Source organism: Mycobacterium europaeum (assembly GCF_002102155.1).
Lineage (GTDB): Bacteria > Actinomycetota > Actinomycetes > Mycobacteriales > Mycobacteriaceae > Mycobacterium > Mycobacterium europaeum.
Map to the genome: position 1 here is coordinate 145,440 of NZ_LQOU01000028.1, position 22,928 is coordinate 168,367.

The following is a 22,928-nucleotide window of genomic DNA, read 5'->3' on the forward strand; positions in this document are numbered from 1 at the left end:
TCTGCGGGGTGGCCTCGCAGGGGGGCCGGGATCTAAGGATGGAGCGTAAGCGTAGTTGGCCGACCAGAATCTCAAGGACCGCGAAAGCGGCCGGGCTGGGAGCCGTAGGCGACTCGTCATCGTCGAGTCGCCGACCAAGGCGCGCAAATTGGCCGGCTACCTGGGCTCCAACTACATCGTCGAATCGTCGCGGGGGCACATCCGCGACCTGCCCCGCGCCGCCGCCGACGTGCCGGCGAAGTACAAGTCCGAGCCGTGGGCACGGCTCGGGGTCAACGTCGATCACGACTTCGAACCGCTCTACATCATCAGCCCGGAGAAGAAGAGCACCGTCAGCGAACTGAAGGGCTTGCTGAAGGGCGTCGACGAGCTCTACCTCGCCACGGATGGTGACCGCGAGGGCGAAGCCATCGCCTGGCACCTGCTGGAAACGCTGAAGCCGAACATCCCGGTCAAGCGGATGGTGTTCCACGAGATCACCGAGCCGGCCATCCTCGAGGCCGCCGAAAACCCCCGTGACCTGGACATCGACCTGGTCGACGCGCAGGAGACCCGCCGCATCCTGGACCGGCTGTACGGCTACGAGGTCAGCCCGGTGCTGTGGAAGAAGGTGGCGCCCAAGCTGTCGGCGGGCCGGGTGCAGTCGGTGGCCACGCGCATCATCGTCCAGCGGGAACGCGACCGCATGGCGTTCCGCAGCGCCTCCTACTGGGACATCGTGGCCCAGCTGGACGCCAGCGTGTCCGACCCGCAGGCCTCACCGCCCACCTTCACCGCCCGCCTGAGCTCCGTTGACGGGCTGCGGGTGGCCACCGGCCGCGACTTCGACTCGCTGGGTCAACTGCGCAAGGCCGACGAGGTCACCGTGTTGAACGAGGCCCAGGCGACGGAGCTGGCCGCCGGGCTGCGCGGCGCCCAGCTCTCCGTCGCCTCGGTCGAGGAGAAGCCCTACACCCGGCGGCCCTACGCGCCGTTCATGACGTCGACGCTGCAGCAGGAGGCAGGCCGCAAGCTGCGGTTCTCCTCCGAGCGGACCATGAGCATCGCGCAGCGGCTCTACGAGAACGGCTACATCACTTATATGCGTACCGACTCGACGACGCTGTCGCAGTCGGCCATCAACGCCGCACGCACCCAGGCGCGTCAGCTCTACGGCGAGGAGTACGTCTCGCCGTCGCCGCGTCAGTACACCCGCAAGGTGAAGAACGCCCAGGAGGCGCACGAGGCCATCCGGCCCGCCGGCGAGGCGTTCGCGACCCCGGACGCGGTGCGCCGCGAGCTCGACGGCGACGAATTCCGGCTCTACGAGCTGATCTGGCAGCGCACGGTGGCCTCGCAGATGGCCGACGCGCGCGGCACGACGCTGAGCCTGCGGATCAATGGGGCGGCGGGTGGGGCCGCCGGGCAAAGGCAAGTGGTGTTCGCCGCCAGCGGGCGCACCATCACGTTCGCCGGCTTCCTGAAGGCCTACGTCGAGACCGTCGACGAACTGGCCGGCGGGGAGGCGGACGACGCCGAGAGCCGGTTGCCGCAGCTGACGCAGGGCCAGCGCCTGGACGCCATCGAGCTGACTCCGGACGGCCACGCCACCAACCCCCCGGCGCGCTACACCGAGGCGTCGCTGGTGAAGGCGCTCGAGGAGCTGGGCATCGGCCGCCCGTCGACGTATTCGTCGATCATCAAGACCATCCAGGACCGCGGCTACGTGCACAAGAAGGGCAGCGCCCTGGTGCCGTCGTGGGTCGCGTTCGCCGTAACCGGTTTGCTGGAACAGCATTTCGGCCGGCTCGTCGACTACGGCTTCACCGCCGCGATGGAGGACGAACTCGACGCGATCGCCTCCGGGCAGGAGCGGCGCACCGACTGGCTGAACCGCTTCTACTTCGGCGGCGAGCACGGGGTTGCCGACTCGGTGGCCCGTTCCGGTGGGCTCAAGAAGCTCGTCGGCGTCAACCTCGAAGGCATCGACGCCCGAGAAGTCAACTCCATCAAGCTGTTTGACGACGAGCAGGGCCGGCCGGTGTACGTCCGGGTGGGCAAGAACGGGCCCTACCTGGAGCGCATGGTCGCCGGCGACGACGGCGCTCCGACGCCGCAGCGCGCCAACCTCAACGACTCGCTGACGCCCGACGAGCTGACGCTGGAGGTGGCCGAACAGCTGTTCGCCACGCCGCAGGAGGGGCGCTCGCTGGGCATCGACCCGCAGACCGGTCACGAGGTCGTCGCCAAGGACGGCCGGTACGGCCCCTACGTCACCGAGATCCTGCCGCCGCCCCCCGAAGCGGACGACGGTGGTGCCCCGGCGAAGAAGGGCAAGAAACCCACCGGCCCCAAGCCCCGCACCGGCTCGCTGCTGCGCAGCATGGACCTGCAGACCGTCACCCTCGAGGACGCGCTCAAGCTGCTGTCGCTGCCGCGCGTGGTGGGTGTGGACCCGCAGACCGGTGAGGAGATCACCGCCCAGAACGGCCGCTACGGCCCATACCTGAAGCGCGGCACCGACTCTCGCTCGCTGGCGACCGAAGACCAGATCTTCGAGATCACGCTCGACGAGGCGTTGAAGATCTACGCGGAGCCCAAGCGTCGCGGCCGGCAGGCCGCCGCCGCGCCGCCGTTGCGCGAGCTGGGCGCCGACCCCGCGACCGGCAAGCCGATGGTGATCAAGGACGGCCGGTTCGGCCCCTACGTCACCGACGGTGAGACGAACGCGAGCCTGCGCAAGGGCGACGACGTGCTGTCGATCACCGACGAGCGGGCCGCCGAATTGCTGGCCGACCGGCGGGCGCGCGGTCCGGTGAAGCGTCCGGCGAAGAAGGCGGTGCGGAAGAAGGCCCCGGCCAAGAGGGCCGGCAAGCGCGCCTAGCGCCGGCTAATAGCCGGGGCCGATGGCCTCGCTGTGCACCTCGTCGGACGTCCGCACGGGTTGGCTGTCCGGCGATCCGGCCAGGTTCACCGGCCGCGCCAGCTGGGTGGGGGCGGTGCGGCCACGCAGCTCGACCACCTCGCCCACATCCCAGCACAGGGCCTCGGCGTCCAGGGCGCCGCTGACCGCGATCGCCGACGCCAGCACGTGCCCGGGCTCCAGCTTGGCCAGCTCGGTCAGCCGGGCGGCCTCGTTGACCGGGTCCCCGATCACCGTGTACTCGAAGCGGGCCTGCGCGCCGATGTGCCCGGCGATCGCCCTGCCGGCCGACACCCCGATGCCGAACTCCGCCGACCCGATCACCGGGAGCAGCGCGTCGTGCAGCTCGCGGGCCGCGGCGAGCGCGCCGCCCGAAGCGTCGGGGTGTTCGATCGGCGCGCCGAAGATGGCCAGCGCGGCGTCGCCCTGGAATTTGTTGACGAAACCGCCGTGGCGGCCCACGGTTTCCACGACCACCCGGAAGAACTCGTTGAGCAGGTGGACCACCTCGGCGGGCGGGCGGGTCGCGGCGAGCTTGGTGGACCCGACCAGGTCGACGAAGAGGACCGCCACGTGGCGCTCCTGGCCGCCCAGCTCGGTGCCGCGCTCCAGCGCCCGCCGGGCCACGTCTTCGCCGACGTAGCGGCCGAACAGGTCGCGCAGCCGCTGCCGCTCGGACAGGTCCCGCACCATGTCGTTGAAGCCGGCCTGCAGCAGCCCCAGCTCGCTGGCGTCGTAGATCTGCATGTGCGCGTTGTAGTTCCCGCGCTGCACCTCCGACAGCGCCCAGCGCAGCTGGCGCAGCGGGTCGGCGATCGACATGGCCACCAGCAGGGTGCTGACGAAGCCGATGCCCAGCGCCGCCAGTGCCAGCAGCAGGATGGGGGTGAACAGCTTCTCCGGTGTCGCGTGCAGCAGCGACGCCTTGTCCGCCACCACCGCCAGCACGATCGCCAGCACCGGGACGGCGGTGGACAGCATCCACGTCAGGATCTGGCGCAGGATGACGCCGGGCGCCTGGACGTTCTCGGGCACGCCGCTGCGCAGGGCGGCCACGGCCACCGGCCGCAGCACGCGCTCGGACTGCAGGTAGCCGATGATCGCGGTGGCCGCGGCGCCCAGTCCGGTGGCGACGGCCACGACGGGCGCCGCGAACCGGGCCACCGACCAGCTGGCGATGATGAACACCACGCCGCCGATCAACCAGGCCGCCATGCTGATGAGCGTGCGGTAGAACGGCATCCGCAGGGCCCGGCTACGGGCCAGCTCCGTGGCGGCCGGGTCGGCCTCGGCCAGCAGGTTGTCCCGGCGCTGCCAGCGGAAGACCGGCATCAGCAGCTTCAGGTTCACCGTCCAGCCGGCCAGGAACAACACCACCAGCGCGGTACCGAAGACCGCCAGGTTCAGGACGGGCAGATCCTGCAGCTGAATGCGATCCTCGGGGGGCAGGGCGTAGCGCAGGAAGCCGAGCACGAAGAGGGCTCCGATGATGTCGGCCTGCAGCATGCTCAGCGAGAACAGCGGCCACGGGGTGCGCACCACCCACCGGACGAATCCGCTGATCCGCCCGGGCAGTGCTGCCGGTGATGCCACGATCCCACCGTATCGGTCAGCAGGGACTTGTCGGAAACTTACAACCATCTCAAGCGGGCCCCGTCCGCCGCGAAAACGGGCGAAACGTAACGGGACCGTCGCAATGCGGTGGCCGATCGGTATCCGTCGGCGGTGATGGCTACTGTTACCGGTGATGTCCGGGGTGTTTACGCGGCTGGTAGGCCAGGACGCGGTGACGGCCGAATTGCTCGCCGCCGCCAGGGCCGCCCGCGGTGATCTCGTTCACAGCGAGGCGGGCGCCGGGACTATGACACATGCGTGGCTGATCACGGGTCCCCCCGGGTCGGGGCGCTCGGTCGCGGCGCTGTGCTTCGCGGCCGCGCTGCAGTGCACCTCCGACGCGGAACCGGGGTGCGGGCAGTGCCGCGCCTGCACGACGACGATGGCCGGCACCCACGCCGACGTGCGCCGGGTGATCCCCGAAGGGCTGTCCATCGGGGTGGACGAGATGCGCGGCATCGTGCAGATCGCGTCCCGGCGGCCGGCCACCGGGCACCGGCAGATCGTGGTGATCGAGGACGCCGACCGGCTGACCGAGGGCGCCGCCAACGCGCTGCTCAAGGTCGTGGAGGAGCCGCCGCCGTCGACGGTGTTCCTGTTGTGCGCGCCGTCGGTGGACCCGGAGGACATCTCCATCACGCTGCGGTCCCGCTGCCGGCACGTCGCGCTGGTCACCCCGCCGACCGAGGCGATCGCGCGCGTGCTGATGGACAGCGACGGCCTGAGTCCCGACACCGCGAACTGGGCGGCCTCGGTCAGCGGCGGCCACGTGGGCCGGGCGCGGCGGCTGGCCACCGATTCCGAGGCGCGGGCGCGCCGCGAGCGGGCGCTGGGGCTGGTCCGCGACGCCGCGACGCCGTCACGCGCCTATGCCGCCGCCGAGGAGCTGGTGGCCGCGGCCGAAGCCGAGGCCGTGGTGCTCACCGCGGACCGCGCCGAGGCCGAGACCGAGGAGCTGCGGACGGCCCTGGGCGCCGGCGGCACCGGCAAGGGCACCGCCGGGGCGATGCGGGGCGCGGCCGGCGCGATGAAGGACCTCGAACGACGGCAGAAATCGCGTCAGACCCGCGCCTCCCGCGACGCGCTGGACCGGGCTCTGATCGACCTGGCGACGTATTTCCGCGACGCGCTCATGGTGTCGGCGGGGGCGGGGTCGGTGCGGCCCAACCATCCGGACATGGCCGACCGGGTCGCGGCCCTGGCCGCCCACGCCCCGCCGCCGCGGTTGCTGCGCTGCATCGAGGCGGTGCTGGAGTGCCGCGAGGCGCTGGCGATGAACGTCAAGCCCAAGTTCGCGGTCGACGCCATGGTGGCCACCTTCGGCCAGGAACTGCGCGACTAACTTGGGTCGGCCCGCCCGCCTGCCGTAGACTCGTGCCGCCCGGCATCAGGGTGTGCCGCCTTAGCTCAGTCGGTAGAGCGATTCACTCGTAATGAATAGGTCGGGGGTTCGATTCCCCCAGGCGGCTCCACAGGTTTCACCGCCAGGCGCGCGGCCTTCAGGCCGGCGCCAGGAAACCCACCGGACCCGATGCGAGGCACAGCGCCAGTGCGGTGGTCTTGGCGCGCACGGTGATCGCGTCCCCGGCGCCGGGCAGCCGGACGAAGACGCGGTTGAGACCCGGATGCACGGGGACCCGCGCCTCGGGCCCCTGCGTCATCGCCAGGGTCATCGTTCCCTCGCTGTTGGCCAGATAATTGAGTTCGACGCTCCAGTCGGCGGGCAGCAGCGGCCCGTCGAGGGCCAGGCGCGCCGGCTTGTCCGGCTGCGCGAAATACCCGCACTGCGGCAGGGGTCCCGGCACGATGGTCCGCACCCAGGTCACCCGCGCTCTGACCAGGTGACCCGATCTGTCCAGCATCCGCAATCGCGTTGTGGCCGAGGCGAATTCGGGCCTGTCTCGCAGCAGGGCGAACAGGTGGCTGGCCAGGTTCTCCGGCGCCGCCACCCGCTGCAGCACCAGCGGGTCGACCTCCTGATCCAGCAGCGGCGCCGTCGACGCCGCGTGCGCCGCGGCCAGATCGGCCTGAGCGTTCCGCAGGTAGGGCTGGGCCGGGTTGTCCCGCCAGCTGGTCAGGAACGTCGCCGTCGAGTACAGGCTGCTGGCGACGAACAACGCCGCCAAACCCAGCGTCACCGCGGTGCGTCCGGGGGAGGCGTCCAGCCAACGCGGCCCGCCCGCCCGGTTGGGCGCGCAGAACGCGACGGCGGCCAGCAGGGCCAGCACGAAGACGAGATCCGGGAAATACCGCAGGGTTTGGGCGAGCTCCAGCGCGGTCTGCTTCGACGAGCGCATCAGATAGATCGGCACCTGACAGGCGACGGCGTAGCCGGCCGCGGTCAGCCACACCGCCCCGATGTGCCGCTTGCGCACCAGCGACACCAGCAGCGTGCCGGCCAGCACCAGCCAGCCGAGCGCCATCACCAACGGCGGGGGCGTGGCCCACGGCGAGGCCGGCGCCCACCGGTCCCAGCGCCACGGCCCGCCGGCCAGCCCGGGGACGATGCCGTGCGTGACCGACCGCACCAGCAGCTCGGAGGTCATCGCCAGGTCGGAACTCCACCGCCGCTGATTGACCACGGCCAGGTAGAGCGCGATCCAGCCGGCGGTCAACGCCAGCGTCGGAACCCACAGCCGCAGCCCCGCGCGCCACACCGTCCGCAGCGCCGCCCGATCGCCCCGCACGTGGCGCAGCAGCGCGGCCACCGCGAAGGCGACGAACGGGATGACCGCGGCCTTCTCGAAGAACAGCAGCCCGCCGAGGTAGGCCAGCGTCCCCGTCACCGCGTAGCGCCGGTTGCCGGTGCGCACCAGCAGCACGGCGTCGGCGCACACCCAGGCCAGCGCCGCCAGCATCGGCAGCGAGTTCAGCGCCGCCGCCCACCACGCGAACCCCGGCACGGCGAGCGGGGTGAACAGCGCGAACGTCAGCGGGACCAGCAGCACCGGCCGCCAGCCGAGGAGGACGTACAGCGCGCGCAGCAGCGCCAGCGACGCCGACAGCTGCAGCACCAGCAGGCTGATCGCCGGCCCCGTCCAGTTCAGCGGCGCCAGCCGGATGATGGCGCCGCCCAGCAGAAAAGCCCCGGGCATGACGTGGCCGTCGTGGTCGTCGAACAGGTACGCGGGCGAAAGCAGGTTGTGGGTGCCGGCCTTGCCGATCAGGATCAGGTCGTCCCAGTAGAAGTAGCCCCCGAACGCCAGCGCCGCGCGTATGCCCAGCGCAATGGCGATCAGCGCCCCGGCGGCCACCCCTATGTATGGTGGGCCGGTGCGCGCACTGGTTACCGGGGCTGCCGGATTCATCGGGTCGACGCTAGTCGACCGCCTGCTGGCCGACGGCCACACCGTGGTGGGGCTGGACAACTTCGCGACCGGCCGCGCGACCAACATCGAGCACCTGGCCGACAACCCGGCGCACGTCTTCGTCGAGGCCGACATCGTCACCGCCGACCTGCGCGCCATCCTCGACGAGCACCGGCCGGAGGTGGTGTTTCACCTGGCGGCCCAGATCGACGTCCGGCATTCGGTGGCCGACCCGCAGTTCGACGCCTCGGTCAACGTCATCGGCACCATCCGCTTGGCCGAGGCGGCCCGCATGACCGGGGTGCGGAAAATCGTGCACACCTCGTCGGGGGGATCCATCTACGGGACGCCGCCGGTGTACCCGACCCCCGAGACGGTGCCCACCGACCCGGCTTCGCCGTACGCCGCGGGCAAGGTGGCCGGCGAGATCTACCTGAACACGTTCCGCCACCTGTACGGCCTGGAGTGTTCGCACATCGCGCCCGCCAACGTGTACGGCCCCCGTCAGGACCCGCACGGCGAAGCCGGCGTGGTGGCGATCTTCGCCCAGGCGCTGCTGTCGGGAAAACCCACCAAGGTGTTCGGCGACGGCGGCAAGACCCGCGACTACGTGTACGTCGACGACGTGGTCGACGCGTTCGTCAGGGCGTCCGGGGACGCCGGCGGAGGGCAGCGGTTCAACGTCGGCACCGGGATCGAAACCTCGGACCGCCAACTGCATTCGGCGGTGGCCGCGGCCGTCGGGGGACCCGACGACCCCGAATTTCATCCGGATCGGCTCGGCGACCTGAGGCGGTCCTGCCTCGAGATCGGTCTGGCCGGACGGGTTTTGGGCTGGCGTCCGCAGGTGCGGCTCGACGACGGCGTGCGCCGCACGGTCGAGTACTTCCGTCACGCGCAGACGGTCTAGCGGCCGTCGAGTGCCCTAACTGCAGACGGAAGGCCGGGCACTGCCTACACGTTCGACGGCTGCTCGGGCGCCTGTGCGCCCTCCAGCGCCAGGGTGCGGGCGAGGCGCGCGTAGCGCAGCTCCAGGTCCTTGAACCGCATGTAGGTGCTGAGCGTGGTGAAGCAGAACGCCATGATGAGCGCGTAGAGCATCAGGTCGGTGCCGCGGCGCACCCCGAACCACTGCGCCACCACCGTGGTGTCGTCGGGCCGCAGCACGGCATAGATGCCGCCCAGCACGAAGACGACGTAGCCGACTTTGACCCAGGCCCGCGACCGCGCATTCCGGCGGGACCGCAACAGGTAGACCAGCAGCGCGATGATCGAGCCGATCAGCAGCACCTGGATCCAGTTCATCTGGGAATCCTTCCTCGCAGGAAACCGTCGAAGATGATGTTGACGCCGTTGAGAAGCGGCTGCCCCTTCGATTTCGAGTAATCGGTGTACAGCACCTCGACCGGTTGTTCGACGACGCGCCAATGGTTTTCGGCGATCAGCATGATGAACTCGTTGGCGTGGCTCATGCCGCTCATGGTGATGTCCAGCCCGTCGGCGACCTTCTTGTTGAAGACCCGCAGCCCATTGTTGGTGTCGGTCAAGCCAAGTCGGCGACCGCGCCGGCTCAGGCGGGCGGCGGTCTGCAGCACGAGCCGTTTCAGAAACGGCGGCCGGGCGCCCATCGCCGCGCCGAACCTCGTCCCGATGACGACGTCGACGTCCTCGGAGCAGAGCCGGTCGACCATCGCCGCCAGGTCCTTGACCCGGTGCTGCCCGTCACCGTCGAACGTGGCGAACACCTGAGCGCCGGGCTGTTTGCGGGCGTACTCGACGCCGGTCTGGATGGCCGCACCCTGGCCGAGGTTGATCGGATGGCGCACCAGGTGGGCGCCGGCCCGCCTGGCGATCTCACCCGTGTCGTCGCTGCTGCCGTCGTCAACGCAGACGACATTGTCGAAGACGCAGCGCACATCGGCGACCACCTCGCCGATGACGGCGGCTTCGTTGAAGGCGGGGATGACGATCCAGGCGCCCGGGTATTGGGATGCTGTGTCCATTCAGCCCAAAAGGTACACGCGATCAGCCGGTAGGGCGCTCGGCGCGCGCCAGCGCCACCAGATGAACGCCGATTCCCACGAGTGGGCCGCACAGCAGGCCGACGACGGTGCGCGTCTGCAGCGGCAGCGGTAGCAGCAGCAGTAACACCGACGCCACCGTCGCCCCGACCCAGCCCAGCGCGTACGCCCGGTGCAGCGCCGCCGCTACCGCGCCGGCCCCGGTCAGCGTCAGCATCGCGATCGCCACGGCCGCCGCCGTCAGCCAGGCCAGCAGCGCACCGTCGGCCTGGTACTGCGGCCCGAAGGCGACCCGCAGCAGCCACGGGCCCACGGCCCAGGCCGCCAGCACCCCCACCGCGCCGATGCCCCCGACGACGGCGGCCGGGGCGATCAGGGCGCGCACCCGGTCGCTGCGCGCGTCCACGAAATGCGCGATCAGGTTGCCCTGCATGGCCGTCAGCGGCACCAGCAGCGGCGCCCGCGTCAACGTCACGGCGAGGATGATCACCCCGCCTTCGGCCCCCAGCTCGTTGCTGGTCAGCTTCAACAGCACCGGAAAACCCATCACCAGGACCGCGCTGGCGCCGGCGGCGGTGATCGAATGGGCGGCCCCCCGCAGGAAGGTCTGGGCGCCGCCCGGTGTCCGCAGGCGGGCGGCGGACCGTGCCGAAGGGGAAGCCAGCAGCATGATGAGCCACGCGACCGCGCCCGCCACCGTGGCCCACAGGAAGCCGACCAGGCTCCAGCCGAGGATGACGGTGGCCGCGGCGACCGTGACCCGCATGACCGCGTCGGTCACCATCAGCGCCCCGTAACCGGTCCACCGATCGGTGCCCGCCAGCATGCCCAGCAGCGTGGCGTGCACACAGAACCCGGCCAGCCCGACGCTGAGCAGCGCCACCGACAGCCAGCGTTGGTCGACGAACACCCGCGCGCTCCACAGCGGCGAGCTGCCGGCGATCACCACGGCCGCGCCGACACCGACCAGCATGGCCACCCGCAGCGGGTGGGTCCGCGGCTCGTCCGCGGCCGGCGGGGCCGCCGAGAGGTGGCGGCTCGACCGGACCTCCCGGGTGGTCTCCTGCAGCAGCCCGAAGGCGGCGCCGGCGGCCAGGCCGAACGCCCCCCAGAACACCCCGAACACCGAGAAGCCGCCGGGCGCCAGGTTCCGGGCGGCCAGATAGATCACCGCGTAACCGCACAGGGCGGTCAGCGCCGTCGCGGTGGCGACCCGTGCCACGCTGCCGCGCGTGATCGGACCGGTGCCGGTGGGGGCTTGGGTACCGCCGACTTCGGGCATCGCCACAATTTGAAAATAGTAAGTGGCCGTGGACGCAGGTCTGCGGCGGCGACCGGCGTTCGCTATCGTGAGCGGCTGTCGGAAAGGACGTCGGCCGCCTTGCGCATCTTCGGGATCTCGCTGCTGGTCACCGTGGCGGCCCTCGCGGTCGGATACGCCCACGGCGGCCTGCGGGACCTGTTCTTGCTACTGGTGCTGGCGACCCTCGAGGTGTCGCTGTCGTTCGACAACGCCATCATCAACGCCGCGATCCTCAAGCAGATGAGCCCGTTCTGGCGGCAGATGTTCTTGACCGTCGGGATTCTCATCGCCGTGTTCGGCATGCGGCTGCTCTTCCCGTTACTGATCGTGTGGGCCACCGCCGGCCTGGACCCGGTCCGCGCGATGGAGCTGGCGCTGCATCCCCCGCCGCACGGCGCGCTGGAATTCCCCGACGGCTCGCCCAGCTACGAGAAGCTGATCGGCGCCGCGCATCCGCAGATCGCGGCGTTCGGCGGGATGTTCCTGTTGATGCTGTTCTTGGATTTCATCGTTTACGACCGAGACATCAAGTGGCTCAAGTGGATCGAGATGCCGTTCGCCCGCATCGGGCGGCTTGGGCAGGTGTCGGTGGCGGTGGCCGTCGTTGCGCTGGTGCTCGTGGGAACCGGGCTGACGAATTCCGGCGACGAGAGTGAGACGGTGCTGACCGCCGGCTTGCTCGGCCTGGTGACGTACCTGATCGTCAACGGTCTGAGCCGGGCGTTTCGGCCGCCGGACCTCGAGGCGGTGTCGAACGGCAACGCGGTCGGCAAGGCCGGCTTCAGCCTCTTTCTGTATCTCGAGGTGCTTGATGCCGCCTTCTCGTTCGACGGGGTCACCGGCGCCTTCGCGATCACCTCGGACCCGATCGTCATCGCGCTGGGTCTCGGTGTGGTGGGCTCGATGTTCGTCCGGTCCATCACGATCTTCCTGGTGAAGCAGGAAGCGCTGGACCGCTACGTGTACCTCGAGCACGGTGCGCACTGGGCGATCGGGGTGCTCTCGGTGATCATGCTGCTCTCCATCAACCCGCGATACCAGGTGCCCGAGGCTTTCACCGCCTCGGTCGGGGTGGTGTTCATCAGCGCGGCGCTGGGCTGGAGCGTGCTGCGTAATCGACGCCAGGCCGCGGCCGCCGGTTAAGGCCGGTCGGGCGTCAGTGCCCGCCGGCCTTGAACCGCTCCACCGAGCGCTGAATCTCGGCTTCGGCTTCCGCCCGGCCGACCCAATCCGCGGCCTTGACGAACTTGCCCGGCTCCAGGTCCTTGTAGTGCACGAAGAAGTGCTTGATGACGTCCAGCTCGAACTCGGGGACGTCCGCGATGTCCTGGATGTGGTCCCAGCGGTGGTCACCGGCCGGCACGCACAGGACCTTGTCGTCGCCGCCCTTCTCGTCGGTCATCCGGAACATGCCCACCGGACGGGCCTCGACGATGACGCCGGGGAACACCGACTGCGGCAACAGGACCATCGCGTCCAGCGGGTCGCCGTCCTCGCCAAGGGTGTCCTCGATGAAGCCGTAGTCGGTCGGGTAGCCCATCGAGGTGTACAGGTAACGGTCCAGACGCACCCGTCCGGTCTCGTGGTCGATCTCGTACTTGTTCCGCTGGCCTTTCAGGATCTCGATGGTGACGTCGAATTCCACGGCGTCGGCTCCTTTTCTGGGTAGGCAGGTCAACTTTGCTCTGTTACACCCTAGTCGAGCCCGTTTCGGCGGATTCGGCAGAATGGCCTCAGACAGTCAGGAGAGCGATGGGTCCCACTCGCTGGCAAAAATCCACCCATGTCTTCGTCGGGTTGGCCGTGCTGGCGTTCGTCGCCGCCGTGGTGGCGGCGGCAACGTTTTTCACCTCGGCGGGGCATGGCGGCAACAGCTCGCACGCTCCCATACCGCCTCCGCACGCGCCGGCCGTCAAACCGGGAATGGTGCCCGTCAGTGACACCGCCGAGACGCCCAGCCCCGCCGGGGTGACGGCCGCGCTCGCGCCCATCGCGGCCGATCCCAACCTGGGCCGGCTGGGCGGTCGCATCACCGACGCCATCACCGGCAAAGAGCTTTGGCAGCTGGCAGACGACATGCCGCTGGTGCCGGCGTCCACCAACAAGGTGCTCACGGCGGCCGCGGCCCTGCTCACCCTGGACCGTCAGGCGCGGATCAGCACGCGGGTGGTGGCCGGCAGCCAGAACGCTCAGGGGCCCGTCGTGCTGGTCGGCGCCGGCGACCCGGTGCTGTCGGCGGCGCCGCCCGGCGTGGAAACCTGGTACCGCGGGTCGGCCCGGATCAGCGACCTCGTCGAGCAGATCCGCCGCAGCGGCGTGACGCCGACGGCGGTGCAAGTGGACACGTCGGCGTTCAGCGGGCCGACGATGGCGCAGGGCTGGGACGCCGCCGACGTCGACAACGGCGACATCGCGCCGATCGAGTCGGTGATGATCGACGCGGGGCGCATCCAGCCGACCACCGTCAATTCCCGGCGGTCCCGGACGCCGGCGCTCGACGCCGGGCGAGAGCTGGCCAAGGCGTTGGGCCTGGACCCCGCGGCGGTGACGATCGCGACGGCGCCCTCGGGAGCGCGGCAGCTGGCCGTCGTGCAGTCGGCGCCGCTGGTCGAGCGGCTGTCCGAGATGATGGACCACTCCGACAACGTGATGGCCGAATGCATCGCCCGCGAGGTGGCCGCCGCCATCAACCGGCCGCGCAGCTTCGCCGGGGCGGCCGACGCGGTGACCAATCGCTTGGGCACCGCCCACGTCGACACCGGCGGCGTCGCGCTGCTGGACTCCAGCGGGTTGTCCGTCGACGACCGGTTGACCGCCCGGACGCTCGACGGCGTGCTGCAGGCGGCCGCCGGACCCGACCAGCCCGCGCTGCGTGCGCTACTGGACCTGCTCCCGATCGCCGCCGGTAGCGGGACGCTGGGCGACCGCTTCACCGACGCGGCCTCCAATCAAGGGCCGGCCGGCTGGCTGCGGGCCAAGACCGGATCGCTGACCGCCGTCAACGCGCTGGCCGGGGTGCTCACCGACCGCAGCGGCCGGGTGCTCACGTTCGCCTTCATCTCCAACGCGGCCGGACCCAACGGTCGCAACGCGATGGACGCCCTGGCCACCAAGCTCTGGTCCTGTGGTTGCTCATGACGTCCGGCTCGGAGCTGACGCTCGGCACCGCCGTCGACTGGGGCTTCGCCGCCACCGTCGGTAAGCGGTTGGTGCGGCCGGGGCCGCCCTCGAGCGAGTACACCCGACGGCAGGTGATCGACGAGCTCACCAGGTCGGCCGCCAAGGCCGAACCACCGGTCCGTGAGGTCACCGGGCTGGTGACCCAGGGGGCCGTGCCCGCAGCCCGGATCGTCGACCGCCCGGAATGGATCGCCGCGGCGGCCGAGTCGATGCGGGTGATGATGAACGGGGCGGAGAAGCCGCGGGGCTTTCTCACGGGCCGCGTCACCGGCGCACAGACGGGGGCGGTGCTGGCGTTCGTGTCGTCGGGGATCCTCGGTCAGTACGACCCGTTCGCGGCCGGCAAAGAGGGCTGTCTGCTGCTGGTGTATCCGAACGTCATCGCCGTCGAGCGGCAACTGCGGGTGGAGCCCTCCGACTTCCGGCTGTGGGTCTGCCTGCACGAAGTGACCCACCGGGTGCAGTTCACCGCGAACCCGTGGCTGTCCGAGCACATGTCCCGCGCCCTGGCGCTGTTGACGCGGGACCCCGGGGAAGACGTCACGCAGGTGGCGAGCCGGCTCGCCGATTACGTCCGCAACCGCGGCAACGGGGCCGCGGACGACGGCCCGTCGGGGATCGTCGGCCTGGTGCGCGCGGTCCAGTCCGAGCCGCAGCGGCAGGCCCTCGATCAGCTGCTGGTGCTCGGCACGCTGCTGGAGGGCCACGCCGACCACGTGATGGATGCCGTCGGGCCCATGGTGGTGCCGTCGGTGACCACCATTCGCCGTCGATTCGACGAGCGCCGCAACCGCAGGCAACCGCCGCTGCAGCGGCTGCTGCGCGCGCTGCTGGGCCTGGACGCCAAGCTCAGCCAGTACACGCGGGGCAAGGCCTTCGTCGACCACGTGGTGGGGAGGGTCGGGATGGAGCGGTTCAACGCGATCTGGACCGGCCCCGAGACGCTGCCCGTACCCGCCGAGATCGAGGAACCCCAGCGATGGATCGACAGGGTGCTGTAGGGCAGCTGCGCGCGGCTGCCGAGGATTTCCTCAAGACCCACGTCGCCGCGGCCGAACAATGGTGCGTGGCGCTGTCCGGCGGCCCGGACTCCCTGGCGCTGACCGCGGTGGCGGCCCAGCTGCGGCCCACCACCGCCGTGATCGTCGACCACGGCCTGCAACCGGACTCCGCCGCCGTCGCGCAAACCGCTCGGGAGCAGGCCGAAGCGCTGGGATGCGTTGCGGCACAGGTGATTCGAGTGCATGTGGGCAACGAGGGCGGTCCCGAGGCCGCCGCGCGCGCCGCCCGCTACGCCGCCCTGAGCGCCTACCACGGCGGGCCGGTGCTGCTCGGTCATACCCTCGACGACCAGGCGGAGACGGTGCTGCTGGGGCTGGGCCGCGGCTCGGGCGTGCGGTCGATCGCCGGGATGCGCCCGTACGACTCACCGTGGGGCCGGCCGTTGTTGGGGGTGCGGCGCGCCGTGACCCACGCCGCGTGCCGGGAGCTGGGCCTAACCGCCTGGCAGGACCCACACAACACCGACCGCCGCTTCACCCGGACCCGGCTGCGCCTGGAGGTGCTGCCGCTGCTGGAGGACGTGCTGGGCGGCGGGGTGGCCGAGGCGCTGGCGCGGACGGCGACGGCGCTGCGCGAGGACACCGAGCTGCTCGACACGCTCGCCGCCCGGGCGCTGCCCGAGGCGAAGTCGGGCGCGGGCCTGCAGGCACAGGCTTTGGCCGCGCTGCCTGCCCCGGTGCGGCGCCGGGTGATCCGCGGCTGGCTGTTGGCGGGCGGTGCAACGGGTTTGACGGACAAGCAGATCCGCGCGGTCGACGCCCTTGTCACCGCCTGGCGCGGCCAGGGCGGGGTGGCGGTCGGGTCCGCGTTGCGCGACGAGCGGTTGATCGCGGGGCGGCGCGACGGCGTGCTGACCCTGTGGCGCGAACCGGTTGAAAAATCCGCCCGATAGGCGCAATACCGGGGTCGCCGTTGGTTATTCGGCCGTCGGCGTGGCACTCTGTGGGCGTGGCCCAGATCTCCTCGGCGATTACCCCCGCCCAGCCCGTGGAGCTGTACCCGGGGGACATCAAGTCGGTCCTGCTCACCGCCGAGCAGATCCAGGCGCGAATCGCCGAACTCGGTGAGGAGATCGGCGCGCAATACCGCGATGTCATGGCCGAGACCGGCCAGGACCTGTTGCTGATCACCGTGCTGAAGGGCGCTGTGATCTTTGTCACCGACCTGGCGCGGGCGATTCCGGTGCCCACTCAATTCGAGTTCATGGCCGTCAGCTCGTACGGGACTTCGACGTCGTCGTCGGGCGTGGTGCGGATCCTCAAGGACTTGGACCGCGACATCCAGGGCCGCGATGTGCTGATCGTCGAGGACGTCGTCGACTCGGGCCTGACCCTGTCGTGGTTGCTGCGAAACCTCACCAGCCGCCACCCGCGTTCGCTGCGCGTGTGCACGCTGCTGCGCAAGCCCGACGCCAAGGGCGCCAACGTGGACATCGCCTACGTGGGCTTCGACATCCCGAACGATTTCGTGGTGGGCTACGGGCTGGACTACGACGAGCGCTACCGCGACCTGTCCTACATCGGGACCCTGGACCCCAGGGTCTACCAGCAGTAGGCACGCGCCTCGCGGGCCGTCAGGCTAGTCCAGCTCCCACACCGCGGTCACCGAGAAGCTCACCGTCTGCTGACCGGGCTCCAGCGGGACCATGCTCGGCATGGCCTTCGGCGGCGCCGGTGCGCCGGCCGGCGCCGGTTCGGTGGCCTCCGAAATGGACAGCACCTTGCCCAGCCGGAGCCCGGACAGCTGGGCGTACTGTGCGGCGCGGTTCTTGGCGTCGCCGAACGCCCGTGCGCGCGCATCCTTCACCAACTGTGAGTCATCGGCGATGGAGTAGCTGACCGACTTGATCCGGGTGGCGTCGCCACCGGTTGCGACGATGAGGGCCAGCATTCGCGACGCGGCGTCGGGCGGGTGGATCTTGACCGTGATGGCGTTGGTGGCGCGGTAGCCGGTGATGGTGGCGGTGCCGTTGGGCCCGGGGTTGTTGAACTGCGGCTGCAACGTGACCCCGGTGGTGCTGATGTCCTTGTGGTCGACCCCGGCGCCGACCAGCGCGTTGATGACCGCTCGCTGACGGTCGTTGGTCTGGTTCATCGCGGCGGTGACGTCGGGTGCCGTGAACTCGATGCCGACGTCGGCGGTCAGGGTGTCCGGAACACCCTGGACCTGGCCCGACCCGAAGACGGTGACCTGGCGGGGGTTGACCCCCGGCGCGGGCGCCGAAGGCGGCGAATCGCAGGCCGACAACGTTGTCGTGACCATGCCGGCGACCGCCAAGGCGATCAACCTGCGGGCAAACGTCGGGGCGATCGGCTGCGGCATGCAGTGGACCCTAGCGCTTTCCGAGGCAGCCGAGTCGGACTGCGGCGGCGCGCCGGTCGGTCCAAGAAGGTGCGTGAGCTGACGCGGCGCGCGAGTCGACAGGTTCATGCCGAACTCAGATGAACTGGGTCCTGGGATCTGTGGCTGATATGTCCGCACGTTGATTCGCTTCTGGTCTGGGCCCAATCATGTGCAACATGCCTGAGTGTCGTGGTCGGCAATCCGGTGGATACGGAACCACAGTGTCCTCGCCGCACCTCGTCCCCTTCGCCGTTGTGCGATCGCAGTTCTGACATTCGCGGTGACATCGTGGCCAATTCACGGGCGCTGGAGCCTATTTCACGCATCAACCGCGACGCCCTGCGTCGGCCAAGGGTCCACTTAGCCGAGGGTCGGCGTTGGTGGAAGTGCTGTGACGATTGTCCTATGAAACCCTAATCGCAAGAATCCCAAGACTTTCCACGAAAATCTGGATCGTGCAGCAATGAGCCCCGAATTGAGTGAACGTCCACCAAATCGGTGGTTAACGGGCTGGCCGTGAACTCGCATCGACCCAGTGCGGGTGGTTTAACGTGGCCGCCGGAATCGCAGTCGGCGACGGTAATCAGTCATCGAAAGTCGCTGATGCAAAACGCTATTGAGGGAGGAACGGGGATGTCGATCGTGATCGCACAGCCGGACATGTTGAGTGGAGCCGCAGGGGAACTGCAGTCGATCAACGCGGCGCTGCAGGCAGGCAATGCGGCTGCCGCAGGCCCGACGACGGTGGTGGCTCCTGCCGCGGCCGATGCGGTGTCCATCCTGACCGCTGCCCAATTCTCCGCGCACGCCCAGCTGTATCAGGCGATCAGTGCTCAGGCCGCGTGGGCGCGAGAACAACTCGCAACGGTGCTGGGTCTCAGCGCAGGTTCTTATGCGGCTACCGAGGCCGCCAACAGCACGATGGTCGGTTAGGCGAGAGCGTCATGCTGGATTTCGCACTCTTGCCGCCGGAGATCAACTCCGCGCTCATGTATGCCGGCCCCGGCTCGGGGCCGATGCTGGCCGCCGCGGCGGGCTGGGAGGCGTTGGCCGCCGACCTGCTTACCACGGCGTCCGCCTACCAGTCGGTGGTCACCGGGCTGACCGACGGGCCATGGCTCGGTGCCGCCGCCGGGTCGATGGCGGGTGCGGCCACGCCGCAGATCGCATGGTTGAACGGCACGGCCGACCAGGCCGAACACGCCGCCGTCCAGGCCGCTGCAGCGGCGAGCGCCTACGAGGCGGCATTTGCCGCGACGGTGCCACCGCCGGTGATCGAGGCCAATCGGGTGTTGTTGATGGAACTGCTGGCGACGAATTTTCTCGGCCAGAACACACCGGCGATCGCGGCAACCGAGGCGGAATACCTGCAGATGTGGTCGCAGGACGCGGCGGCAATGTATGGCTACGCGGGCGCGTCGGCGGCAGCGTCGAGGGTGGCGCCGTTCGACCCGGCATCCCCCGCCACCAACCCGGCCGGGGTGGCCGCCCAGGAAGTTGCCGTCGCGCAAGCAGTAGGGACCGCCGCTGCCGCGGACACGCAGGAACTGTCCGCGCTGACCAACGCGATGCCGGGCACCCTGGCCGGGCTCGCCGGCCCCCAACCCGCCGTCAACCCGTTGGCGAATCTGATCAACGGCGGCACCATGGAGCTCGACGGAATGGGTGGCGCCCTCCTGGAGAGCCTGGCCGGCTCGTCGACCCTGCATGCAGGGACACCCATCGACATGTTCAAGGAGTGGGTGGGACCGACCCGGCTCTTTTTGACCATTTTCAAGGACCTCGAAGGGCTGAGCCACTCAATGGCGCCGAAGGCCGCCGTCAAAGCGATTGAGGGCGCCGCGAAGGCTGCCGGGAGCGCCCTTCCGGCTGCACTGTCCAGCACCGGGCTGGGCGGGGCCGCGGGAGCTGTGGGCAAGGCCGTGAAGGTCGGCGCCTTATCGGTACCACAGGCGTGGGCCAGCGCTGCTCCTACGGCAACTCCCGCGGTCGCGACGCTCAACGGCCTAGCGGCTTCGGCGGCCGTGGAACCCGCCACACACGCCGTAGGAGGGGTGCCGATGATGGGCAGTGGGCTCGGCCGGGGGCTGGCGGCCAACTTCGCGGCCCCGCGTTACGGCTTCAAGCCCACGATCGTCGCGCATCCGCCGGCCGGGGGCTAGCGACAACGCCATCAGAACTGGGGCTCCGCTGACCCGATGATCCAGCCTGACGACGGCGGATCGTCGGGTCAGCGGGCGGCCGCACCCGCGACCACGAGTGTGCGCCTGTGCGGTTCGTGGGATTCGTTGTCCATTCGCTTCGTCTATTCAGCACTGGCCCGTCAAGTGCTACAGGTCTTGCCCGTCGGTGAGAGCGGAGCACGTTGCGTCGCACCGCCTTTCGCGCAACCCAACCTGGGCCGATCCCATGCTTGACGGCGAGTTAGTCGCGCGAGGCCTCTGGCGCCGGATTGGGCATCACGACCCGCTGTCGCGTCGTGGCGCGGAAAGGATCGAGGGACTGCCCGTCGCCCAAGGCGCCGTGCACGTCTTCGGGGGTGATCAGGCCGAGTTCGACCTGTAGCCAGGTGGCGCTGAGCCCGAACGCGTGCGCGGCCCGCCTGGCCTCCTCGGCGTCGGGGAAGTCGTCGGCGTTGGCGCGGCCGGCGGGCCCGTACCAGCGCCCTTTGGTGACGCCGCAGGCGTCGCGCAACTGCTCGACGGTGATGTCGCGGTTCAGCGTCGCCTCGAGCAGGCGCCTCAGCCCCCAGCCCGCGGCATTCGTTCGTGGCATCCACCAAGCGTAACTCTGTGCCGAAAGGCGGGCAAAGTGTCTCCACCAGCGAGTTCTACGCTGGAAAAAAGAAGTTGCTACTCGATACTAGACAACTATTCCGAATTCATGACATAGTGTCCGCAAGTCCGACAACGGAAGCCGCATCCAGGCATTCATGAGGAGAAGACACATGGCGTTCCTGACCACCGTCCCGGAACTGCTGCTAGCGGCAGCCGGCCAGTTGCAGGCGATCGGCTCCGCGGTGACCGCGGCCAACTCGATGGCCGCGCTCTCGATCACGGGAGTGGTCCCGGCGGCGGCCGACGACGTCTCGGTGATGACGGCGGCCGCCTTCGCGGGCTACGGCCAGCAGTATCAGGCGCTCAGCGCCGAGGCGAGCATGATCCACGAGCACTTCGTCAAGGCCCTCGGGCTCAGCGCCGACTCGTATTCGGCCACCGAGGCCGCCAACGCGACGCAAGCCGCGGGCGGTCACCTGACGCCCGCGCACATGGCCCCCGTCGCACCGGCCCGCCTGGCGCCCGCCGTGCACACGCGGGTCGCACCGGCGGCGCCGAACCGCGTGACCCCAACCGTTCCCGGACGGCCGGTGCCCGGCGCGACCGTCGGCGCGGGTCCCGGGGCGCCCGGCCTGCCGGCGACGACGCCCCTCGGCCAGGGTTGGCATGGGCGCGGCAGCTACGGCGGCCACATGACGTCGCAGCACGGCGGTTATGCCGGTGCCGACTATGGCCGCCACCAGGCACCGTACGGGCGCGGCGGCTATGGTCCGCACCCGGCAACCCGCGTCGAGCACCTTGCGCCCGCACGGATGACGCCCGCCCAGCGTGTCGAGCACGTGGCACCGGCCCATCCTGCGCCGCCCGAACGCGTCGAGCGCCCGAACGTGGGGGCCGGCCAGCACGTCTCGCCTGCGCAGCTGACGCCGACGGCGCCCCTTCACCGCGTGCCGCTGGCGGCGGGCTTGCACTCGCCCGGCGAACACGTCGTGCACGCGAACCCGGCATTCAGTGCCGTTGCCGGCCCGAAGCCCGCGCCGGCACTGGCATAGCGAACCCACGCGATAGAGAGAGGAACACTCATGGATTTCGGTGCGATGCCCCCGGAGATCAATTCCGGCCTCATGTACGCGGGGCCGGGGCCAGCGTCGATGCTGGCGGCGGCGATGGCCTGGGAAGGGCTGGCCGCGGAACTGCGTTCAGCCGCGACCAGTTACGGGACGGTGATCCTCGACCTCACCGAGACCGGCTGGCAGGGCCCGTCTTCGGTGGCGATGGCCGCCGCCGCGGCTCCCTACGTGGCCTGGATGCACGCCACCGCCGCACAGGCCGAGCAGGCCGGCATGCAGGCGACAGCGGCCGCCGTCGCACACGAGGCGGCGTTCGCTGCCACCGTGCCGCCGCCGCTCATCGCCGCCAACCGCTCCACGCTGATGATGCTGGTGGCGACCAACGTCCTCGGCCTGCACTCCGCGGCGATCGCGGCCACCGAGGCGCAGTACGGCGAGATGTGGGCCCAGGATGCGATGGCCATGTACGCCTACGCCGGTTCGTCGGCGGCGGCCGCCATGCTGGCGCCGATGGCGGTCGCACCGCCCACCACCACCGCGGGCGACATGCAGGGGGCCACCCGGGGATTGGCCACTCAAGCGGCCATGGGGCTGCCGTCGAGGCTCAATTCGTCGGCGTCATCGCTGGCGAGCAGCTTCCCCTCTGCCATCGGCAGTTTCGCCGACCTGCTCGGGATGCCCTTCGGTCAGGGGTCCGGCGCCGCCATGTCCGGCGTGGCCGGGACGACGCCGTCCGGCGCGGGCTTCGCGACCGCCATGCGCGCATCCGGGGCGTTCTCCCCGGCGGTGACGCCCGGCATGCAACGTTTCATCCCCGCTCAGCCGCTGATGCCCGTGCCCGAGCGGCTGGCACCGGCGCGGCTGATGCCGTCGGCGGTAATGGGCCGGGCGACTCCGGTCGGTGGCCTGTCGGTTCCGCCCGGGTGGACCGCGGCGACCCCCGAGGCTGCCGCGCCGGCCGGTGCACCGCTGGCCGGCGCCGGCGCCGCGGCTCGAATGCTGAGTCCCCGGAATGCCTCCGCGGCCCCGCTGGCCGGGATGGAGATGCGCGGATTCGGCGGCACCATGCCGGCCCCCGCAAGCGTATTGCCGCGTGTAGTCGGATGACGGAAGGAGAAGCACTTCGAACGACCAAATGACCAAAGCTCAAACACAACAACCACTTTCGAAGGAGATATCTGATGGCAACACGTTTCATGACCGACCCGCACGAAATGCGGGCGATGGCGGGCCGCTTCGAGGTCCACGCTCAGACCGTTGAGGACGAGGCCCGCAAGATGTGGGCGTCCTCGATGAACATCGCCGGCTCGGGCTGGAGCGGTCAGGCCCAGGCCACCTCGTACGACAC

General features: G+C 70.2%; 20 protein-coding genes, 1 tRNA gene and 1 pseudogene. 14 read left to right on the plus strand and 8 right to left on the minus strand.

The window, feature by feature from the left end; translation table 11 throughout:
* Nucleotides 1-55 precede the first annotated feature (55 nt).
* A complete protein-coding gene (gene topA, locus AWC03_RS14810) occupies nt 56-2,863 on the plus strand; it encodes a type I DNA topoisomerase (RefSeq protein WP_085241416.1) in 2,808 nt (935 codons plus the stop codon).
* Nucleotides 2,864-2,869: 6 nt separating this feature from the next.
* Here topA and AWC03_RS14815 read toward each other — a convergent pair whose 3' ends face one another.
* Nucleotides 2,870-4,543, minus strand: a complete 1,674-nt coding sequence (locus AWC03_RS14815) for an adenylate/guanylate cyclase domain-containing protein (protein WP_244275085.1) — start codon at nt 4,541-4,543, stop codon at nt 2,870-2,872.
* 106 nt (nt 4,544-4,649) lie between these two features.
* Between AWC03_RS14815 and AWC03_RS14820 the strand changes: the two genes are divergently transcribed.
* Complete coding sequence (locus AWC03_RS14820) at nt 4,650-5,858, plus strand: DNA polymerase III subunit delta' (protein WP_085241419.1); 1,209 nt, start codon at nt 4,650-4,652, stop codon at nt 5,856-5,858.
* Between the two features lie 54 nt (nt 5,859-5,912).
* Nucleotides 5,913-5,988 (plus strand) — tRNA-Thr (locus AWC03_RS14825).
* A gap of 27 nt (nt 5,989-6,015) precedes the next feature.
* Here AWC03_RS14825 and AWC03_RS14830 read toward each other — a convergent pair.
* Nucleotides 6,016-7,824, minus strand: a complete 1,809-nt coding sequence (locus tag AWC03_RS14830; protein WP_244275083.1) for a hypothetical protein — start codon at nt 7,822-7,824, stop codon at nt 6,016-6,018.
* Between AWC03_RS14830 and AWC03_RS14835 the strand changes: the two genes are divergently transcribed.
* On the plus strand, nt 7,790-8,734 hold the full coding sequence (locus AWC03_RS14835) for an NAD-dependent epimerase/dehydratase family protein (protein WP_090421334.1): 945 nt from the start codon (nt 7,790-7,792) through the stop codon (nt 8,732-8,734). The genes AWC03_RS14830 and AWC03_RS14835 overlap by 35 nt on opposite strands.
* Before the next feature lie 44 nt (nt 8,735-8,778).
* On the opposite strand, the gene AWC03_RS14840 is transcribed toward AWC03_RS14835, so the two are convergent.
* Genes AWC03_RS14840 through AWC03_RS14850 form a run of 3 tightly spaced genes read right to left on the minus strand, consistent with a single transcriptional unit; the run spans nt 8,779 to nt 11,127 of the window.
* A complete protein-coding gene (locus tag AWC03_RS14840) occupies nt 8,779-9,129 on the minus strand; it encodes a DUF2304 domain-containing protein (protein ID WP_085241421.1) in 351 nt (116 codons plus the stop codon).
* The gene (locus tag AWC03_RS14845) at nt 9,126-9,827 is read right to left on the minus strand and encodes a glycosyltransferase family 2 protein (RefSeq protein WP_085241423.1); all 702 of its coding nucleotides are present in this window, start codon (nt 9,825-9,827) and stop codon (nt 9,126-9,128) included. The genes AWC03_RS14840 and AWC03_RS14845 overlap by 4 nt, the downstream gene beginning before the upstream one ends.
* Nucleotides 9,828-9,849: 22 nt before the next feature.
* The gene (locus AWC03_RS14850; protein ID WP_085241470.1) at nt 9,850-11,127 is read right to left on the minus strand and encodes a hypothetical protein; all 1,278 of its coding nucleotides are present in this window, start codon (nt 11,125-11,127) and stop codon (nt 9,850-9,852) included.
* Nucleotides 11,128-11,202: 75 nt separating this feature from the next.
* Here AWC03_RS14850 and AWC03_RS14855 point away from each other — a divergent pair, with 75 nt between their 5' ends.
* Entirely contained in the window at nt 11,203-12,291 is a 1,089-nt protein-coding gene (locus tag AWC03_RS14855; protein WP_420845672.1) for a DUF475 domain-containing protein, read from the plus strand.
* Between the two features lie 13 nt (nt 12,292-12,304).
* Here AWC03_RS14855 and AWC03_RS14860 read toward each other — a convergent pair whose 3' ends face one another.
* On the minus strand, nt 12,305-12,793 hold the full coding sequence (locus AWC03_RS14860; RefSeq protein ID WP_085241426.1) for an inorganic diphosphatase: 489 nt from the start codon (nt 12,791-12,793) through the stop codon (nt 12,305-12,307).
* Nucleotides 12,794-12,900: 107 nt separating this feature from the next.
* On the opposite strand from AWC03_RS14860, the gene dacB reads away from it, so the two are divergent.
* The 4 genes from dacB to hpt are packed head-to-tail and all read left to right on the plus strand — an operon-like array spanning nt 12,901 to nt 16,944.
* Entirely contained in the window at nt 12,901-14,286 is a 1,386-nt protein-coding gene (dacB, locus tag AWC03_RS14865) for a D-alanyl-D-alanine carboxypeptidase/D-alanyl-D-alanine endopeptidase (protein ID WP_085241428.1), read from the plus strand.
* Nucleotides 14,283-15,329, plus strand: coding sequence for a zinc-dependent metalloprotease (locus AWC03_RS14870; protein WP_085241430.1), 1,047 nt, complete (start codon nt 14,283-14,285; stop codon nt 15,327-15,329). The genes dacB and AWC03_RS14870 overlap by 4 nt, the downstream gene beginning before the upstream one ends.
* Nucleotides 15,308-16,282 (plus strand): tRNA lysidine(34) synthetase TilS, encoded by a 975-nt coding sequence (gene tilS / locus AWC03_RS14875; protein WP_085241431.1) that lies wholly within the window; start codon nt 15,308-15,310, stop codon nt 16,280-16,282. The genes AWC03_RS14870 and tilS overlap by 22 nt, the downstream gene beginning before the upstream one ends.
* Before the next feature lie 50 nt (nt 16,283-16,332).
* Complete coding sequence (gene hpt / locus AWC03_RS14880) at nt 16,333-16,944, plus strand: hypoxanthine phosphoribosyltransferase (RefSeq protein ID WP_085241433.1); 612 nt, start codon at nt 16,333-16,335, stop codon at nt 16,942-16,944.
* Between the two features lie 24 nt (nt 16,945-16,968).
* On the opposite strand, the gene AWC03_RS14885 is transcribed toward hpt, so the two are convergent.
* Complete coding sequence (locus AWC03_RS14885; RefSeq protein ID WP_085241435.1) at nt 16,969-17,712, minus strand: SIMPL domain-containing protein; 744 nt, start codon at nt 17,710-17,712, stop codon at nt 16,969-16,971.
* A gap of 654 nt (nt 17,713-18,366) precedes the next feature.
* On the opposite strand from AWC03_RS14885, the gene AWC03_RS14890 reads away from it, so the two are divergent.
* Nucleotides 18,367-18,666, plus strand: coding sequence for a PE family protein (locus tag AWC03_RS14890; RefSeq protein ID WP_085241436.1), 300 nt, complete (start codon nt 18,367-18,369; stop codon nt 18,664-18,666).
* 11 nt (nt 18,667-18,677) lie between these two features.
* The gene (locus AWC03_RS14895; RefSeq protein ID WP_085241437.1) at nt 18,678-19,895 is read left to right on the plus strand and encodes a PPE family protein; all 1,218 of its coding nucleotides are present in this window, start codon (nt 18,678-18,680) and stop codon (nt 19,893-19,895) included.
* Between the two features lie 262 nt (nt 19,896-20,157).
* Here AWC03_RS14895 and AWC03_RS14900 read toward each other — a convergent pair whose 3' ends face one another.
* On the minus strand, nt 20,158-20,508 hold the full coding sequence (locus tag AWC03_RS14900; protein ID WP_085241438.1) for a hypothetical protein: 351 nt from the start codon (nt 20,506-20,508) through the stop codon (nt 20,158-20,160).
* A 172-nt stretch (nt 20,509-20,680) separates the two neighbouring features.
* Between AWC03_RS14900 and AWC03_RS28235 the strand changes: the two are divergent.
* The 3 genes and pseudogenes from AWC03_RS28235 to AWC03_RS14925 all read left to right on the plus strand — a co-directional run.
* Nucleotides 20,681-20,974: pseudogene (locus tag AWC03_RS28235) on the plus strand (PE family protein); the annotation flags it as partial.
* 618 nt (nt 20,975-21,592) lie between these two features.
* A complete protein-coding gene (locus tag AWC03_RS26975; protein ID WP_142278396.1) occupies nt 21,593-22,687 on the plus strand; it encodes a PPE family protein in 1,095 nt (364 codons plus the stop codon).
* 74 nt (nt 22,688-22,761) lie between these two features.
* The coding region (locus tag AWC03_RS14925; protein WP_211279238.1) for a WXG100 family type VII secretion target at nt 22,762-22,928 on the plus strand (167 nt) is incomplete at its 3' end.

Excerpts from the sequence above, each read along its gene's own strand:
- AWC03_RS14900 (WP_085241438.1), bottom strand. The coding sequence starts at position 20,508 with ATGCCACGAACGAATGCCGCGGGCTGGGGGCTGAGGCGCCTGCTCGAG.
- AWC03_RS14895 (WP_085241437.1), top strand. The coding sequence starts at position 18,678 with ATGCTGGATTTCGCACTCTTGCCGCCGGAGATCAACTCCGCGCTCATG.
- AWC03_RS14815 (WP_244275085.1), bottom strand. The coding sequence starts at position 4,543 with ATGGTTGTAAGTTTCCGACAAGTCCCTGCTGACCGATACGGTGGGATC.
- AWC03_RS14890 (WP_085241436.1), top strand. The coding sequence starts at position 18,367 with ATGTCGATCGTGATCGCACAGCCGGACATGTTGAGTGGAGCCGCAGGG.
- AWC03_RS14820 (WP_085241419.1), top strand. The coding sequence starts at position 4,650 with ATGTCCGGGGTGTTTACGCGGCTGGTAGGCCAGGACGCGGTGACGGCC.
- AWC03_RS14870 (WP_085241430.1), top strand. The coding sequence starts at position 14,283 with ATGACGTCCGGCTCGGAGCTGACGCTCGGCACCGCCGTCGACTGGGGC.
- AWC03_RS26975 (WP_142278396.1), top strand. The coding sequence starts at position 21,593 with ATGGATTTCGGTGCGATGCCCCCGGAGATCAATTCCGGCCTCATGTAC.
- AWC03_RS14850 (WP_085241470.1), bottom strand. The coding sequence starts at position 11,127 with ATGCCCGAAGTCGGCGGTACCCAAGCCCCCACCGGCACCGGTCCGATC.
- AWC03_RS14830 (WP_244275083.1), bottom strand. The coding sequence starts at position 7,824 with ATGAATCCGGCAGCCCCGGTAACCAGTGCGCGCACCGGCCCACCATAC.
- tilS (WP_085241431.1), top strand. The coding sequence starts at position 15,308 with ATGGATCGACAGGGTGCTGTAGGGCAGCTGCGCGCGGCTGCCGAGGAT.
- AWC03_RS14845 (WP_085241423.1), bottom strand. The coding sequence starts at position 9,827 with ATGGACACAGCATCCCAATACCCGGGCGCCTGGATCGTCATCCCCGCC.
- dacB (WP_085241428.1), top strand. The coding sequence starts at position 12,901 with ATGGGTCCCACTCGCTGGCAAAAATCCACCCATGTCTTCGTCGGGTTG.
- AWC03_RS14840 (WP_085241421.1), bottom strand. The coding sequence starts at position 9,129 with ATGAACTGGATCCAGGTGCTGCTGATCGGCTCGATCATCGCGCTGCTG.
- AWC03_RS14885 (WP_085241435.1), bottom strand. The coding sequence starts at position 17,712 with ATGCCGCAGCCGATCGCCCCGACGTTTGCCCGCAGGTTGATCGCCTTG.